Here is an 18,268-nt window from a genome sequence, read left to right as displayed (position 1 = left end):
TATGCGTTATTTTGAACAAAAATCGCAGTCGCATCCCTCGTGGATGCGTGGATTGAAATTCATTTTTAAATTTCATAATATGGTAAACCCCTTGTCGCATCCCTCGTGGATGCGTGGATTGAAATTGAGTATTTGAAAAAGGAATGGGAAGGCGAAGAGTCGCATCCCTCGTGGATGCGTGGATTGAAATAGTTCCTATAACACTTGATAGTGAGTGGTTCAGGTCGCATCCCTTGTGGATGCGTGGATTGAAATAATTCTAACGCAGTGCTAATACGGATTAACGTTGTCGTATCCCTCGTGGATGTGTGGATTGAAATCATGCTAACTTTTGTGTATAAGTAATTGGTTGAAAGTCACATCCCTTGTGGATACCTGAATTGAAATAAGACAAATACTGGAGAGTTTGAAAATTAACATTAATGCACCTCCAATAATTCCATATAAATTTAGGGAAGATACATTATTACTAGGGAGGGAATAAAATGAATTATATTGCCCACATCCGTGAAAGCGACAATGAAATACAAACTGTTAAGGAACATTTATTAGAAGTGAAAAATTTAGCAGAATCCTATGGAGAAAAGCTTGGTGTAAAGCACCTAACCGGTTTAGCCGGGATACTTCATGATATAGGGAAATATACGAATGAATTTAGAGAATACATATTAGAAGCTGTTAGTAATCCTGATACACCACCTAAAAGAGGAAGTGTAGACCATTCAACTGCAGGCGGAAAGCTTCTATACGAGCTTTTTCATACAGCAGGGAACATCACTCGTTATAAAGGAATAGCAGCTGAAATTGTTGGAAATGCTATTATCTCTCATCATGCCTACCTCCAAGATTTTTTTAGCCCAAATTTAGAATCTAACTATTTAAATAGAGTTCGAGATAAAGAACTAACTGAATATCATATGACGAAGCGCTACTTTTTTGAACATGTTATGAGCGAGACAGATTTTTATGCGTATGTTGACGAGGCAGCTGTTGAATTAGAGAGCTTTTTAGCTAAAGAGCCCCCAGAACATAGCGAAAAACAATTGATGTTTTTGACGAAATTTATCTTCAGTACTTTAATTGATGCTGACCGAACGAATACAAGATTATTTGAAGAAAATAAAACCTATGAAATACTAGATAATTATGAAGAGTTGTTCAGCGTATACTATGAAAAAATTATGGGAAAAATTAATTCATTTAAAGAAGAGGAAAGTACCCCTATCAATCATCTAAGAGCAGAGATGTCAGATCGGTGCGATTGGTTTGCCGAGAGGCCATCAGGAATATACACGCTATCTATTCCAACTGGTGGCGGCAAAACATTAGCAAGTTTGAGATATGCTCTAAAACACGCCAAACTGTATAATAAAAAACATATCATTTATATCGTTCCCTATACAACTATAATTGAACAAAATGCAGAAGAGGTTCGAAAAATATTAGAAGACGAGACCAACATTTTAGAGCATCATTCAAATGTAATCGAAGACATGAACGATGATGATGAAAGTCAAGACGGTATTATGACTGTACAGCAAAAATTAAAGTTAACTAAGGACAATTGGGATTCTCCTATTATTTTTACAACGATGGTACAGTTTTTAAATGTATTTTATGCAAAGGGAACTCGAAATATTAGGAGACTGCACAATTTAAGTGAATCTGTTATTATTTTTGATGAAGTGCAAAAAGTTCCTATTTCCTGTGTATCCCTATTTAATCAAGCATTAAACTTTTTAAAAATATACGCCCAATCTAGTATTATTCTCTGTACTGCTACTCAGCCGGCACTAGACTTTGTTGAACATAAGTTAGAAATCGATACAAATGGTGAGATGATTGATAACCTAGAATATGTTATTGACGCGTTTAAACGGGTAGAAATTGTTGATAGGGCAACTGATCAAACGTTCAATAATGATAAGCTTACTAATTTTATTCAATCAAAAATAAGAGAAGTTCAAAGTGTTTTAGTTATTTTAAATACGAAATCCGTTGTTAAACATCTATATACCCAATTAAAAGACAGTGAAATATGTATTCCAATTTATCATTTAAGTACGTCGATGTGTGCTACACATAGAAATAAGATTTTAGACGTAGTAAGAGAACATTTAAAGAAAGGCAATAAAATCATTTGCATCAGCACTCAGCTTATTGAGGCTGGAGTAGATATTAGTTTTGAGTGTGTAATTCGTTCTTTGGCAGGATTGGACTCCATTGCCCAAGCTGCAGGTAGATGCAATCGGCATGGTGAGAAGGAAATACAAAATGTATATGTTATCGATCATGAGGAAGAAAAATTGGACCGTCTAAAAGAGATTAAAGTTGGAAAACAGGTGGCAAGAAGAATTCTTATCGATATTAGACGAGATAAAACAAATTATGGCGGACATATTTTATCCAGACAGGCTATGGAAAAGTATTTTAGAGAGTATTATATGGAATTTGAATCGAATTTAAATTATGTTATACCAAAGCTTAAAAAGGAGATGACTGAGTTATTGTCCGCAGCAAAAGGGAATAACACTTACTATCAAGCCTATCTTCATAAAGAGAGAAAGCCGCTTCCATTATTTATTGCAAACAGTTATAAAACAGCGGCAGAACATTTTTATGTAATTGATAATAATACGGTTTCTGTACTTGTTCCTTACGGCGAAGGAAAAGAGATTATCGCAGAATTAAATAGCAATGTAACAATTGCTAATCTTACAAAATTATTAAGGAAAGCTCAACAGTATACGATAAATCTTTATAAATATGAACAGGAGCAGTTAATAAAGAATGATGGATTGGTCAGCTATCTAGATGGGAAAATTTTAGCGTTAAAAGAAGGAGCTTATGATACAGAATTTGGCCTCAACCTTGAAAACGACAGTCAGTTTGATATAAGCATGTACTAAAAAAAGCTAATCTAAAAGACATATAATATCTTTTAGATTAGCTCTTTTTAAATAATATAGTACATTTTTCAATCCACGCTTATAAAAGTGACAATTTATTGAAAATATTTACAAAATAATCTATTATTTAACTACAAAGGAAAAATAAAAAAGGAGGTGGCATTATGAGAAATTCAATTGAATTTGAAGTATATGGTAATTACGCGTTATTTACCGATCCTTTGACAAAGATGGGGGGCGAGAAACTTTCCTATCAGGTTCCTACATATCAAAGTTTGAAAGGTATTGTCGAGTCTATATATTGGAAGCCAACGTTATTAATGATAGTCGATGAGATTCGGATTATGAATCCAATTCGAATGGAGTCAAAAGGAATTCGTCCAATTGAATACGGTGGAGGAAACACGCTTGCCAATTATACTTATTTAAAAGATGTGAGATATCAAGTTCGGGCACACTTTATTTTTAATCCGCATCGCCCTGACCTATCTTTTGACCGTAACGAGCATAAGCATCATAATATCTTGAAGCGTGCTCTTCGTGCTGGAGGGCGGAGAGATATTTTTCTCGGCACAAGGGAATGTCAGGCCTATGTGGAGCCGTGCGTATTTGGCGAAGATAAAGGATTTTATGACGATTATGGAGACATTCATTTAGGTACTATGGTTCATGGTATTAACTATCCAGATGAAACAGGAAAAAATCAACTGGAAGTGCGTCTATGGAATCCAGTTATGAAGAATGGTATTATCCAATTTATAAGGCCGGACCAGTGCAAGCACGTACGTAAAATTATGGATATAGATCCGAAGCATTTTGATGCTACTAATATTGAAGCAGCAGACGACCTGTTACAACAATTAGAACAGGGGTGAATACATGAGTTGGTTATTGAATCTATATGAGACTTATGAATCTAATTTAAATCAAGTTGGTGTAATTGAAAAGAAATATAACGGTCAGGAATTCACATTGCTGCCTATTTCTCACACAACACAAAATGCACATATTGAAGTACAAATTACAGAAGACGGTGAATTTCACTCAGCAGATGTTATCAATAAAAGCGATGCTAGTACATTAATTCCATGTACGGAAGACTCAGCAAATCGGGCTGGTTCCAAAATAGCTCCTTATCCACTTCACGATAAATTAAGTTATGTGGCGGGAGACTTTGTAGCGTACGGTGGGAAAATCAAAAAAGAAGAACCTTTTGCATACTACATCAAACAATTGGAAGAATGGGTAAACTCCCCATATGCCAATGCTAAAGTGAAAAGTATTTATAAATATTTAAGAAAAAAACAATTAATTCAAGATTTAGTAGCAGAAAAAATTCTCCATTTAGATATTAATGGCCACTTAATAGGCTCATGGGATAAAAAGTACGAGTCTTTGCATAAAGAAAAGCCAGCCCTATTTTCAGTTCTTAGCGGCGAACAAGAAAGCGCTTTCATTCGATTTAATATTTACTCATCGAATGAAGTTTTAACGAAGGTGTGGAGAGATAAGGACATATACAAGTCTTTCATTTCTTTTTATAAAGACTCACTAGGTGATACAGACATTTGCTATGTAACAGGTAAATCGTTACCGAGCACGGATAAACATGCTAATAAAATAAGAAATGCAGCAGATAAAGCAAAATTAATCTCAGCAAACGATACAAGTGGTTTCACGTTTCGAGGGCGCTTTAGTAAAAGCGATGAGGTTGCAAGTATTAGCTATGAAGTATCTCAAAAAGCACATAATGCCTTAAAATGGCTGATTAATCGTCAAGGAAAGACAATTGATCAGCGAGTGTTTCTCATATGGGGGAATGATGAACTTGATATTCCGGATTTTACAGATGATACATTTTCAATCAAACCAGTACCAATTGAAAAAAACAAAAAAATAGCTTTTACTAATCAGGAATTTGCTCATGAAGTTTCTAAGGCTTTAGACGGCTATAGAAATGACTTATCAGTTCAGTCAAATGTCAATATTCTAATCATTGATTCTGCAACTACAGGTCGATTGGCAGTACTTTACTATCGTAATATAGATAAAGATATATATATAAATAAATTAAAGAAATGGCATTCAACTTGTGCATGGCTCCATCGATATCAAAAGGATGAAAATGGGGAATACGTACAGTTTTACGGTGCTCCAGCTACGCGAGATATAGCCTTTGCTGCTTATGGACCAAAGGCTAGCGATAAAGTGGTCAAAGGATTAATGGAGCGTATGCTTCCGTGTATTGTTGATGGTAAGAAAATTCCTTTGGATATCATCAAAAGTGCCTTTCATCGTGCTTCAAATCCTGTAGCAATGGAAAAGTGGGAATGGGAAAAAACACTTACTATTACATGCGCATTAGTAAATAAAATGGAGGGATATAAAGTGGCTTTAGACTTAGAAAATAATGACCGTTCCTACTTGTTTGGTCGCTTATTAGCTATTGCTGATGTTTTAGAAAGACGAGCGTTAGGCACAGAGGAAACACGTGCCAGCAATGCGATTCGTTACATGAACTCTTTTTCTAAGCATCCTGCAAGAACATGGAAAACTATTCAGGAAAGTATGCAACCTTATCAAGTAAAGCTCGGAATAAAAGGATTATACTTATCAAAATTGATAGACGAAATAGCATCTAGAATTCATTTTGATGACTTTAACAATAAACCGCTATCTGGTAAATATTTATTAGGTTTTTATAGTCAACGACATGATTTGTACCAAAAGAAAGAGAATGTAACGGAAGAAGAAAAATAAAAAGGGAGTGTGGATCATGACGACATTAGACCATAAGATTGATTTTGCTGTTGTATTATCTGTTACGAAGGCGAATCCGAACGGGGATCCATTAAATGGAAATCGACCAAGACAAAATTATGATGGATATGGTGAGATATCCGATGTATCCATAAAAAGAAAAATTCGAAACCGCTTGCAAGATATGGGAGAAGCTGTTTTTGTTCAAGCAAACGATAGAAAGGTAGATTCCTTTAACAGCTTGCGGGAGCGTGCTGAAGCTAACCTAAAACTAGAGAAGATCATGAAGTCTAAAGAAAATTCAAACGATGAGTTTGCAATGATTGCATGTAAAGAATGGATTGATGTAAGAAGTTTTGGACAAGTTTTTGCATTTAAAGGTACGGGTAAAGGAACAGGTGTCTCTGTTGGTGTTAGAGGACCAGTATCTATTCATACTGCAACGAGTGTTCATCCAATTGATATCACGAGTATGCAAATTACAAAAAGTGTGAACTCCGAGCCAGGAAAGGACAAAGGCTCTGATACAATGGGAATAAAGCATCGCGTGGATTTTGGAGTGTATGTTTTTTATGGTAGCATTAACACACAGCTAGCTGAAAAAACGGGTTTTACAAATGAAGATGCGGAAAAAATTAAACAGGTACTTGTTTCATTGTTTGAGAATGATACATCAGCTGCCAGACCAGAAGGAAGTATGGAGATTCATAAGGTATACTGGTGGGAGCATAACTCTAAAATAGGCCAATATTCCTCAGCAAAAGTGCATCGAACATTAAAAATCGAAAGTGGCGTGGAAGAACCAAAAACATTTGATGATTATACAATTGCTTTAGAGAAATTAGAAGGCTTAAAGGTAGAGGTTATTGATGGTCTATAATGATGAAGATGATTTTCTAATGTTATCTGGTATTCAGCATTTTCAATTTTGTAAGCGTCAATGGGCGCTCATTCATATTGAACAGCAATGGGAAGAAAATGTAAGAACGATTGAAGGGCAACATCTTCACCATAAAGCTGATCAACCATTTCTTAGAGAAAAACGCGGGAAGAAACTCATTGTTCGAGGGATGCCTGTAAAGTCAAGTAATCTTCAAATTACAGGTGTTTGTGATGTGGTAGAGTTTATTCAAGATGATAGCGGTGTTGAAATAAATGGGGCTGAAGGAAAATATATTGCTTATCCTATCGAATATAAACGTGGAAAACCAAAGAAAAATGATGCAGATTTATTACAATTAGCAGCACAAGCTATGTGTTTGGAGGAAATGTTGCTTTGTGAAATAAACATGGGATATATGTTTTATAATGAAATAAAACATAGGGTTGAAGTACCTTTAACAATTAAGACTAAAGAAAAAGTTAGATCCATTGTCGCGGAAATGCATGAATACTATAAACGCAAACATACACCTAAAGTAAAAACAGGGTCATTTTGCAAAAGCTGCTCCCTTCAACATATTTGCCTGCCAGAACTAATGAATAAACGGTCAGTGAAAGGTTATATTGAAGGGAAGATTAAGGAATGAAAAAGCTGCTTAATACATTGTTTATTACTCAACCAGATGTATATTTATCATTAGATGGGGATAATATCGTACTTCTGAAGGAACAAGAAAAGCTAGGCAGGCTGCCACTTCATAATTTAGAGTCTATTGTCTCCTTCGGTTATACCGGTGCAAGTCCAGCGCTAATGGGCTATTGTGCAGAAAGAAATATTTCACTGGTATTTTTGACGATAAATGGAAGATTTCTTGCAAGAGTAATCGGGAAAAGCAAGGGTAATGTAGTTTTAAGAAAGAAACAATATTCTATGTCTGAAGATGAAAGGGCATCAGCAAAAATTGCTCGTAATTTTATTACAAGTAAAATCTACAATAATAAATGGATTGTTGAAAGAATGACAAGAGATTACCCATTGCGAATCGATGTAACTCAATTCAAAGAAGTATCTCAGCATTTATCATCTATCATTCTTGAAGTGAGAAAATGTGAAAATTTAGAAACATTAAGAGGTTGGGAAGGGCAAGCTGCCATCAGCTACAATAAATTAATTAATCAAATGATACTACAACAAAAAGAGGATTTTTATTTTCATACTCGTTCTCGAAGACCACCGTTAGATAATGTTAATGCAATGCTATCATTTGCTTACACATTACTAGCAAATGACATGGCATCCGCATTAGAAGGTGTTGGATTGGATGCATACGTTGGTTTTCTACATCGCGATCGACCTGGAAGAGTTTCCTTAGCTTTAGATGTAATGGAAGAACTGCGTGGTGTTTACGCCGATAGATTTGTTTTGTCACTAATTAACAAAAAGGTTATAAATAAAGAAGATTTTTTGAAAAAAGAAAATGGCGCTGTTATTATGACAGATGAAGCAAGGAAAAAATTTTTGACAGCTTGGCAAAATAAAAAGCAAGAGAAGATAACACATCCATACCTAGGTGAAAAGATATCATGGGGATTAGTACCGTATGCACAAGCCTTATTGTTAGCTCGTTATTTACGTAATGATTTAGACGAATATCCACCATTTTTATGGAAGTAGGTGCAGCATTTGCTAGTATTGATTACATATGATGTAAGTACAGTCACTAGTGCAGGGCGAAAAAGACTACGTAAAGTCTCGAAAGTATGTCAAAATTATGGTCAACGTGTCCAAAACTCGGTATTTGAATGTGTTGTAGACGCAACCCAGTTTACTACCTTAAAAATAGAGCTTGCTACTATTATTGATGAAGATCAAGATAGTCTCAGATTCTATCGTTTAGGTAATAACTATAAAACTAAGGTAGAGCATATTGGTGTAAAAGAATCAATTGATTTAGAAAGTCCTTTAATTTTTTAGTGCGAACGTAAAGTGCACATGAAATTCCAAGGACATTCGCACCTGAATTTTCACAATTTATGATTGAATTTTATGCTTTTTCTGTATAAGTTTCTTTCATTTAATAAAGAAAATAGCGTATTTTGAACGGAATTTACGCATTTGTACGTTATTTTGAACAAAAATCGCTGTCGCATCCTTCATAGGATGCGTGGATTGAAATTACTGCCTAGTACACAAAAAAGGGGATGAATGATGTCGCATCCTTCATAGGATGCGTGGATTGAAATCAAAAACTTGCGATCATTTGTTGACGAAATGTTTGTCGCATCCTTCATAGGATGCGTGGATTGAAATACTCATAAGCTGTATTTCTTTTGTCATCACATCGGTCGCATCCTTCATAGGATGCGTGGATTGAAATGTAACTTGTAGCTATTAATATGTATGCCATATTCGTCGCACCCTTCATAGGGTGCGTGGATTAAAAAAGGAGATAAGTTACAGAAAAGGGTAATTGTTTCATGGTGTATATAATGACAGCTGCCATTTGCATACTTTGGTTTTTCCAATGATGTACGTATCTGAATCTGAATGGTTATAATACTGATTAAATTAATTATTATTTGAGTCTATACCAAAATCTGTGCTTGACGATAAATATATAACTTTCTCGTTCCTTTACATACGATAGAATCAAGGGAAATATGATCATGTCTTTTAGGAGAAATCAAGAACACGCTTTAACGTAGATCCATTATATTAATACCTTTTTACAAAAATGCTTTTACTCTGCATATGTACTTACTCGCTTATTTAGATTCTTGTTAAACACTCATGTAGACGTAGTAATTTTTGATTCACCATAATGCTTAATTTTTTCACAATGGCTCTGAAAGATATAATTCAACACCTATTTTTTAAACTCTCTATTAAACTTCCTGTTTATTGTACAGACATTTTCTGATATAAAAGTAATCATCTATTGTCAATTATTATTGAGTTTTTTGTTTACTTTTTGGCATGAGTAGGCTTAAGATGTTTTGTAAGCATGTTATTGTTTAGCTGATTGTACATATACAAAACAGAAAAATACCAGTATTATATAGAAGCTAGAAAGAAAGCTGAAAGGGATTGAGAATTGTGAAGAAACTTGATGTACTGTTAATGGTGCTCAGCGTCCTGTTCCCAGTTGCAGGTATAATGAAACAAATTCCTCTACAATTATCATTATTTATGGGAGGATTATTGTTTTTAACTAGTTTTGGAAGTTATCATGCAAAACGAATGCATTCACGAATATTTAGTTGGGTAGCTTATACAGCATTTATCACACTCTTGCTGACTATTTGGAATCAATTCGTAACAACCAGCTCCTTAGTAGCAAACGCAAAAATTGCTGCATGTATTGCTGTGATCCCGTTTTTATTCCGATTCCGTACATATGCCATTACACTAGGATTACTCGCATTATGGGGCGCAATGTTATGGGATATAAAACAAGTACATTCATTAGCGGTTCTAGGGCGGATGATGAACCTACTCACAACAGAACGATTGTATTTACTTATTCTAGTAGCAGGATTTTTAATTGGCGGATTACTTGCAAATGCACTATATCGTGATAACAGTCGTAACGGACAAGACAAAACAAGCATATTTAAACAAAAAAAGAAGCGAATGAGACCTACATTTAAAATTCGTATTCCGAGTTTACCAAGAATTAAATTTAAAATGTTTAAGTTCGGTAAAAAATCCTCCAAACAAAGAGAAACTCGTCCGTATGAACGAAACTATGAAGAGAGAACACCAACTTACCATACAACACAAACAGAACAACATAACAATACTGGAACAGGACATGGACAAACGAGAATGGAACGAAGAAAAAATCGTTATAATGCATAGAGAATATGTTTGTACAAATATAAAAACCCGCAATTTCCCTTCATACAATTGATGGGGCATTGCGGGTTTTTACTATATAATAATTAATATATCAAATATATTACTCATAAAATCCCTTGATTTGAAGAGGTACTTGAATAAAGTAAAGTTTCCGCTAATTACATACTTAGAGAAATGGTAATGAAAATACACTCATAAAGGAGAAACTATGCTCAAACACTTACAAAAAACAATCGAACATTTAACTGAAGAAGAAGCAAAAGAGGTGCTCTTCAATTTACTCTCACAACTTCACTCACTAGAAACACATTTTAATAAAGAAACATTAACTTCACTTACAAATACACCAATAGAACTAATTCAACAGTACATACAAAAGACTGATATTACGAAAAGTAAGCATGTTCATATCGCTTTTGGTGATTCAGCAGCAGGTTCTTTAAAACACGCTCTAAAAGAAGCTAGCATTCAAGAAGAGTATGTTTTGTTATTTTCCGATGCTTTTTCTGTTGGGCCTCTTTTTCACTTAGATCAAGAGGCAGGACAAATTGCTCGTCAGCAATGGCTCCAGGAAAAATTACCGATAGAAGGCTACTTGTATGAAGAATATTTGCCAGAAATGAAAGTAACTTTAGAGAAATTATATGCGATTCCGTCTCATATTCCGATTACAATTTGGACAGGGAACAATGCATATGAACATATAGGACTTATTTTTGTTTTATTTTTACTAAAAGAGGCTACTCATGATATATATGTCGTGAATACAGCTGATGGTTTTGATAAATTATTCCGTACACCAAATTTGGATTATACAGTACGCCATACCGCAGAACTTGCTCCTAACAGATTAATGGCAATACGCGAAGCATATAAAGAGCAATCTCCTTTAATAAAAGAAGAGCGACAAGTACTTGAAAATGAATGGAAAGCATTACGCGAAGATTACGAAGTTTTACGTATTTGGGAGAATAATCGTGTTGTTTCTGTTTCAGAAGATTATATCGATCATTTCATCGTACAATGTGCAAAAAGTTTAGAAACTGATGGTTTTACAGATCAATTTTATAAAGCTTCTCGATTAGTCGGAGAAGTTTTAGGACGTTTTGAGCAATGCGTAGGTGATGCTTTTATTGAATATCGCCTGAAATCATTAATACAAAAAGGGATTTTTCATATGACAGGGTCTTTACATTCCATGAGGTCTTATAGCGTACGATTAGCACAGCCAGAAAAATGAAAGCGAATAAAAGGATATATATATGTGAACATCTCCTTTTATTATTTTCATATAAAAAGTAATATACGATTGCAATTTTCTGAATTTTTTTAAAAATTAAATGCGTTATAATGATGATTAAAGGTTACGTTTACCAAATATTTCTGAAGATGAAGATTGTAGAAAGATCTTCAAGAATGAAATGAATGGTAGTTATCAAACAGCTGCTACACGATTTGAGGAGAAGAATAATGGTATATTTACGACAATTATTTTATTTTGGTTATCAACAAGCTCTTTCATGCGTTTTTCCTGTACTGATCTTTTTGACACTTGCTCTTTCAAAACTGATCCATATTCCTGGTCTATACCGTTATGATTTTATCTTACTCATCTGCCTTCTCATTCAATATGGAATGTATAAAACCAGGTTAGAAACAAAAGACGAGCTCAAAGTGATTACCGTTTTCCACTTCATTGGGTTAGCATTAGAAATATATAAAGTACATCATGGTTCTTGGTCCTATCCAGAACAAGCATGGACAAAGGTAATGGGAGTGCCACTTTATAGTGGTTTTATGTATGCGAGTGTTGCTAGTTATATATGTCAAGCATGGCGCAGGCTACACTTGCAAGTAGAAGGATGGCCAAAAGCGATATGGACGATACCACTGGGAGCAATGATTTATTTCAACTTTTTCACACACCACTTTATGTATGATTTCCGCTGGATTCTAACGGCCTTATTATTTGTGGTCTTTTTTCACACTTATGTGCATTTCTCTGTGCAGGAAATTACATATAAAATGCCGCTTGTTCTTTCGTTTTTATTGATTGGTTTTTTCATTTGGATTGCAGAAAATATCGCAACTTTTTTTGGAGCGTGGCAATATCCAAATCAACATGGAACATGGAAACTCGTTCACATTGGGAAAATTAGTTCATGGTTTTTACTCGTTGTCATTAGCATTATGATTGTGGCACAACTAAAACAAATCAAAATCCAAAAAAGTAATAGTTCTTCTTACCATAACTATGATAGCTAAAAGTATGTATGAATACTAAACAAAAGAGGCGATCTGTTTTGAAGAAAAGAAGAGTAATAGCCTTTTTTACATGTATTGTAATAATTGCTTTTGGAATAGTGATTGCTGTATTTAATAAAATGAATAATGAAAACGACTTAGATTGTAGAGCTAATGCTGTTCAAATCAAAGCTGTTGCGGTAGATGATAAGAATAAACCTGTATCTAACGTGAAAGTTTATGAAAATTCAATCACTAATCAGGAACGAACTGTTACAAATTCACAAGGAGAGTTTCAATTTTACTCCAGTGTTTGTGGCAAAATTACTTTACTATTTGTTACTCCAGATGGAAATACATACACAAAAAAATATGATAGGGAAGATGTACCTAACATAGTAAAGTTAGAGTAGTGAATTATATAAATTAAAAAGCAAGGGGTGTGCATATGAACATCTCTTTTTTTATTTCCACATAAAAAGCAATATTCAGTCGCAATTTTCTCAACTTTTATAAAATTCAATGCGTTATAATGGTCATTAGGTGCTATGGTCACCAAATATTTCTAAAGATGGAGGTTGGAAGTATGTCTTCAAACAATGAAATGAATCGCAACACATTGCCTGAGATACAATTAACTTCATCAAAATTTAAGCATGAAGCATATGACATTTACAAAGAGTTACGTGCATCTCATCCTGTCTATTCGGTATATCCTCAAAATTGGCTTATTACAAGATATGAAGATGCAGTGAGTCTTTTGAAAGATGCACGATTACTGAAAAATGCTGAAAGTGTGTTTAGTAAAGAAGAATTTGAAGCCTCTTTTACACTAAAAAATGGAGAATTTTTGAGAAAACAGATGCTGAACTCTGATCCACCTGACCATAGTCGCTTAAGGTCCCTTGTTCAAAAAGCTTTTACTCCGCAGATGATTTTACAGCTGAAAGATAGTATCCAATCCATTGCTGATGCTTTACTAGATAAAGTAGAACACCAGCACACTATAAACCTCGTAAACGATTATGCTTTCCCGCTGCCAATTATTGTGATTAGCGAGATGCTTGGTATCCCACAAGAAGATCGAGATAAATTTAGAGTATGGTCACATGCGGTTATCGATTCTCCAGAGACGCCAGAAGCTATTCTTGAAGTCGATAAAAAACTAGGTGAATTTCTTCACTATTTACAATATTTAATAGATAAAAAACGAGAAAATCCTTCAGATGATTTAGTAAGTGCATTAATACAAGTAGAAAGCGGAGGAACAAAATTAAGTGCTCCAGAATTAAGTTCGATGATTATGCTGCTTATCGTTGCTGGACACGAAACAACTGTCAATTTAATTACAAACATGATGTTAGCGTTGCTTGAGCATCCTGATCAGTTGCAGCTTCTGCGACAAAATCCTGATTTAATTGATTCAGCAATTGAAGAATCATTACGTTTTTACAGCCCTGTTGAATTAACGACTATGCGCTGGGCAACGGAACCATTTACATTACATGGTCAAAACATTCAGCCAAAAGATGCGATTATCATTTCATTAGCTTCTGCCAATCGCGATGAAAAGATATTTCCAAACGCTGATGTTTTTGATATTACAAGAAAAAATAACCGTCATCTTTCTTTTGGACATGGCATTCATTTCTGCCTTGGTGCGCCGCTCGCTCGTTTAGAAGCGAAAATTGCAATTCCTACCTTATTACACCGAATGCCTAATCTTAAAATAAAAGGAACAAGAGAGGACATAAAGTGGAGTGGTAATTATTTAATGAGATCATTAGAGGAATTACCATTATCTTTCTAGACAAATGAATACGAAACAGTATGACACCTCTCAATACTGTTAATACTAAGCAAAAAGGAGGTGTCATACTATGGCTCAAGATGTGCTTTGTGAAGTAAATAACTGCCAGTACTGGGGTAATGGAAATAAGTGCAATGCAGATTCTATTTATGTAGTAAGTCATACAGGAAAACAGGCATCTGATAGTAAAGAAACAGATTGTAAAACATTTATACCAGAAGTTTAATTTTCTAGGGGTAACCACAATGTAGGTTACCCTTTTATTATTTATATTATCGATAATAAATATCATTTTCATTCATGTTTTTATACATTTTTTATTTAAAGAAAATTAAAGAGGTCAACTAAAAGGACTAGTTTCTCATTTAAATTGTTCCATTCGATTTTATAAAATAGATGAATAAGAGAATTCATATCTCTAAATGAATCTCATTTTTACAAAACAGGCATGGATTATTTTTTGATAATCAAGAGAAATATCCTTTATAACGTCACTCAAATCATGACGTTATTTGTGTTTAGCGCATATTGATAATTTTATTATAAGAAAAAAACATTTAATCCTTGACCTGAAATGCGTTTCATAAATTATAACTAAGATATTGTTGAATACGAACAAAAATATACTCATATATGAAAACGATATCACTCGTTATACAGAAACGAAAGCAGGGGATCGAATGAAACTTATTGCAATTGATTTAGATGGAACTCTTCTTACATCAAAGAAAGTAATTAGTGAAGAAAATGTTACCGCAATTAAGGAATGTCAGGAAAAAGGACATGTTGTAATTATTTGTACAGGGCGCTCTATAATAGATGCCCAAAAACTTTTGCAAGAAGCAAATCTAAAATGTCCAATCATTGCCGAAAACGGTGCAATTTTGTATTCAAGTAACAAAATGTTGCAACGATATCCAATCGTAACTGAACATGCGAAAGAAATTGTTGATTATCTAGAAGAAAGAAATATATTTTATCAATTGTATACAGATCAAGGTGTATACGTTCCAGAATATGGAGAAGAAAGCGTTCAATTTGAGATGGATTTTATAATAGAATCTGATTCACATGCTGATAAAGAAGAACTGAAACATATAGCAGCTTTATATTTACAGCATACTGAAATTAAAAAAATTGCAAGTTGCAAACCACTATTTTCAAAGCAAATTCATATTCATAAAATACTACCATTCTCGTATCAGAAGGACAATTTAAAGTTATTAAAAGATCAATTCATCAATAATAAGGAATTATCAATTACTGCATCTTACTGGCACAATCTTGAAATCAATCATATCCATGCTCAAAAAGGAAATGGATTATATACGCTAGCTAACTATCTTGGTATATTAAGAGAACATACTATTGCAATTGGTGATGGTTTAAACGATATGTCTATGATGGAGAAAGCTAACATATCTATCGCAATGGGCAATGCAGTAGAAGAAATCCAGGCAATTTGTCGTTACAAAACACTTTCAAATGATGACCACGGTGTTGCTTATGCCCTTCGACGCTATGTCTTAAATAATATAAATAGTTAATGACGAAAAAGAGAGCAAATTTTGTTGGAATTTGTTCTCTTTTTTTTGTTTTTATCCACTTTTCTCCTCAATTCTATTAAAAAACAAAAAATTTCTAAATAACTCTTCTTTTTCTATGTACCTTGATGAATATAATTCGTATAATAAAAAAGCTAAATAAATTAAAAATTAGACATAATTAAAAAATTAATATAAATACATTTAAATTATATATAGAGGTAGAGGTGGGAGTATATGTACCGACTTAGGGAACTTATTAATATTAAGGAAATACAAACAATAGCAGAACAATTTTATCTTTTAACACATATTTCACATCAGCTTCTTGATTGTAATGGAGAGGCATTCTTTCATTACGGCATACAATCCATCGATTTAAATTTACATATAGAAATTCATGTCCCAATTATAATAAATGAACACACCATTGGAGATTTCATCATTTTTGCTCCTAAAAATAAAGTTGAGCCTTGCACAACATATTTCAAATCCCTTGCAGCGTTTATGACCGATATCGGAATGAATAAATTGCAGCAACTTGAGGAAAATCAGTCGATACCTGCTAAAAATATATATACCATTTTACAAAACATGCCTGTTATGGTGGACGCATTTGATGAAGAAGGAACTTTTGTTGTATGGAATAGAGAATGCGAACTAGTAACGGGTTATAGTGCAGCTGAAATTATTAAAAATCCTCACGCATTAGAGTTACTTTATCCGGATGAAGTATATCGAAAACAAATGCAACATGAATTTTCCATACGGGGTAAAAATTTTCGAGATTGGGAAATGACACTTACTTGTAAAAATGGTGATAAGAAAACGATTATGTGGTCAAACATATCTGAGGAATTTCCTGTCCCTGGATATAGCTATTGGGCAGTTGGTGTTGATATTACACATCGAAAACAGATTGAGGAGGAGCTCATACAAAAATCCTCAGAATTAGAATTAATTTTCAAAGCACTTCCAGATTTATGTTTTTTAACAAATTTTGATGGAACAATCGTTGACTATAAAGCAGGCTGCCCATCAAAGTTTTATGTACCTGTCGAACAATTTATGGGAAAAAAATTTCAAGATGTTTTACCTTCAGATGTCGCCGAGCAGCTGAACGAAGCAATTGCAAAAATACAACAGAAACATTCTATGGAAATTATAGAGTATTCCTTACCAATGCATGATAGTACTTATTTTTTTGAAGCGAGATGTTTGCCACTTTTAACAGATAAAGTTATGGTTATGGTTCGTGATATTACAGAGAAGAAAAAGACAGCAGAATTATTAAATAAATCAGATACATTAGCTGCGGTTGGTCAACTTGCTGCAGGAGTTGCGCATGAAGTACGAAACCCTCTAACTGTCATTAAAGGATTTATACAATTATTACAAACTCGAGAAAGACATGATACAGAATTTTTTCGACTCATGATTTCTGAAATTGAGCGAATCGAATCTATCATTCATGAATTTTTATCAATCGCTAAACCTGAGATTACTTCTTTCGAAAGGAAGAACCTTTGTTTTATATTAGAAAATGTTGTGTCATTAATTAACACAAAGGCAATTATGACAAATATTCACATTGCATGCCAATCAAATCCTGACTTCTTATATATTGATTGCTGCGAAAATCAATTAAAGCAAGTATTTATCAATATTTTACAAAACTCTATTGAAGCAATGCCAAATGGAGGGGAAATCATAATTACTGCTAAAAAAATAAACGACAATGAGGTAGTTATTTGTATTTCAGATGAGGGACTAGGGATTCCCGAAGAAAGGATTATAAAACTCGGAGAACCTTTTTATAGTACGAAAGAAAAAGGGACAGGTCTTGGTCTAATGATTAGTTATAAAATTATTGAAAGTCATCAAGGAAGAATTCATATAGCAAGTAAAGTTCGAGTAGGGACATCGGTTGAAATCTATTTACCAATTTCTCAACCTGTTTAATATAAGATATATTTTTGTTGCTTCAATTTGCAGACATATTAAACGGATAACGCAACAAAGTGAAAATATTTCAATTCATTTATTTAAAATAAATCTGCAAAACAAGAGTAAAAGAACCTTCTATTTGGTAAATTCTTTTACTCTTATTTTGTATGTAAATAGAACTTCGAGTGATTATGCTATCATTTTGTCGTATGGTGTTCCTTTTAGATGTCATGCCAATATATTGTTTTTTCGATTATTACAATGAAAAATTATACAAGGTTTTAGAAATCCAAATATTAATTAATAGACA

General features: G+C 33.7%; 15 protein-coding genes and 1 CRISPR repeat array. All 15 genes read left to right on the top strand.

Features of this window, described 5'->3' with window-relative positions; all coding sequences use genetic code 11:
• The first annotated feature begins 485 nt into the window (after positions 1–485).
• The 15 genes from cas3 (at position 486) to NKR74_RS11395 (ending at position 17,973) form a co-directional block, all read left to right on the top strand.
• Positions 486–2,909: a CRISPR-associated helicase Cas3' gene (gene cas3, locus NKR74_RS11465; protein WP_253629623.1), complete on the top strand. Its 2,424-nt coding sequence runs from the start codon at positions 486–488 to the stop codon at positions 2,907–2,909.
• Between the two features lie 164 nt (positions 2,910–3,073).
• Positions 3,074–3,784, top strand: a complete 711-nt coding sequence (gene cas5c, locus NKR74_RS11460) for a type I-C CRISPR-associated protein Cas5c (RefSeq protein ID WP_253629622.1) — start codon at positions 3,074–3,076, stop codon at positions 3,782–3,784.
• A 4-nt stretch (positions 3,785–3,788) separates the two neighbouring features.
• Positions 3,789–5,669: a type I-C CRISPR-associated protein Cas8c/Csd1 gene (gene cas8c, locus NKR74_RS11455; protein ID WP_253629621.1), complete on the top strand. Its 1,881-nt coding sequence runs from the start codon at positions 3,789–3,791 to the stop codon at positions 5,667–5,669.
• A 16-nt stretch (positions 5,670–5,685) separates the two neighbouring features.
• On the top strand, positions 5,686–6,549 hold the full coding sequence (gene cas7c / locus NKR74_RS11450) for a type I-C CRISPR-associated protein Cas7/Csd2 (RefSeq protein ID WP_253629620.1): 864 nt from the start codon (positions 5,686–5,688) through the stop codon (positions 6,547–6,549).
• Positions 6,539–7,198 carry a CRISPR-associated protein Cas4 gene (gene cas4 / locus NKR74_RS11445; protein ID WP_253629619.1) on the top strand — a complete coding sequence of 220 codons (660 nt, stop codon included), beginning with the start codon at positions 6,539–6,541 and terminating at the stop codon, positions 7,196–7,198. Before cas7c ends, cas4 begins: the two co-directional genes overlap by 11 nt.
• Positions 7,195–8,226 carry a type I-C CRISPR-associated endonuclease Cas1c gene (gene cas1c, locus NKR74_RS11440; protein WP_253629618.1) on the top strand — a complete coding sequence of 344 codons (1,032 nt, stop codon included), beginning with the start codon at positions 7,195–7,197 and terminating at the stop codon, positions 8,224–8,226. The genes cas4 and cas1c overlap by 4 nt, the downstream gene beginning before the upstream one ends.
• Positions 8,227–8,235: 9 nt before the next feature.
• The gene (gene cas2, locus NKR74_RS11435; RefSeq protein ID WP_253629617.1) at positions 8,236–8,526 is read left to right on the top strand and encodes a CRISPR-associated endonuclease Cas2; all 291 of its coding nucleotides are present in this window, start codon (positions 8,236–8,238) and stop codon (positions 8,524–8,526) included.
• Between the two features lie 168 nt (positions 8,527–8,694).
• Positions 8,695–8,996: direct repeats of the CRISPR family, unit length 34 nt; unit sequence TGTCGCATCCTTCATAGGATGCGTGGATTGAAAT.
• A gap of 652 nt (positions 8,997–9,648) precedes the next feature.
• A complete protein-coding gene (locus NKR74_RS11430; RefSeq protein ID WP_253629616.1) occupies positions 9,649–10,413 on the top strand; it encodes a DUF3959 family protein in 765 nt (254 codons plus the stop codon).
• Positions 10,414–10,621: 208 nt separating this feature from the next.
• The gene (locus NKR74_RS11425) at positions 10,622–11,653 is read left to right on the top strand and encodes a DUF1835 domain-containing protein (RefSeq protein WP_253629615.1); all 1,032 of its coding nucleotides are present in this window, start codon (positions 10,622–10,624) and stop codon (positions 11,651–11,653) included.
• A 230-nt stretch (positions 11,654–11,883) separates the two neighbouring features.
• Entirely contained in the window at positions 11,884–12,678 is a 795-nt protein-coding gene (locus NKR74_RS11420; protein ID WP_253629614.1) for a DUF817 domain-containing protein, read from the top strand.
• A gap of 38 nt (positions 12,679–12,716) precedes the next feature.
• The gene (locus NKR74_RS11415) at positions 12,717–13,070 is read left to right on the top strand and encodes a hypothetical protein (protein ID WP_098310298.1); all 354 of its coding nucleotides are present in this window, start codon (positions 12,717–12,719) and stop codon (positions 13,068–13,070) included.
• Between the two features lie 173 nt (positions 13,071–13,243).
• On the top strand, positions 13,244–14,467 hold the full coding sequence (locus NKR74_RS11410) for a cytochrome P450 family protein (protein ID WP_098310297.1): 1,224 nt from the start codon (positions 13,244–13,246) through the stop codon (positions 14,465–14,467).
• 70 nt (positions 14,468–14,537) lie between these two features.
• A complete protein-coding gene (locus NKR74_RS11405; protein WP_098310296.1) occupies positions 14,538–14,693 on the top strand; it encodes a DUF1540 domain-containing protein in 156 nt (51 codons plus the stop codon).
• A gap of 454 nt (positions 14,694–15,147) precedes the next feature.
• Positions 15,148–16,014 carry a Cof-type HAD-IIB family hydrolase gene (locus NKR74_RS11400; protein ID WP_253631135.1) on the top strand — a complete coding sequence of 289 codons (867 nt, stop codon included), beginning with the start codon at positions 15,148–15,150 and terminating at the stop codon, positions 16,012–16,014.
• Positions 16,015–16,248: 234 nt separating this feature from the next.
• A complete protein-coding gene (locus tag NKR74_RS11395; protein ID WP_098310294.1) occupies positions 16,249–17,973 on the top strand; it encodes a PAS domain-containing sensor histidine kinase in 1,725 nt (574 codons plus the stop codon).
• Positions 17,974–18,268 lie beyond the last annotated feature (295 nt).

It is taken from the genome of Bacillus sp. 3103sda1, from assembly GCF_024159135.1.
GTDB lineage: Bacteria > Bacillota > Bacilli > Bacillales > Bacillaceae_G > Bacillus_A > Bacillus_A rhizoplanae.
Note: the sequence above shows the minus strand (reverse complement) of the source record. Positions and strands in the feature narration are given on the sequence as shown.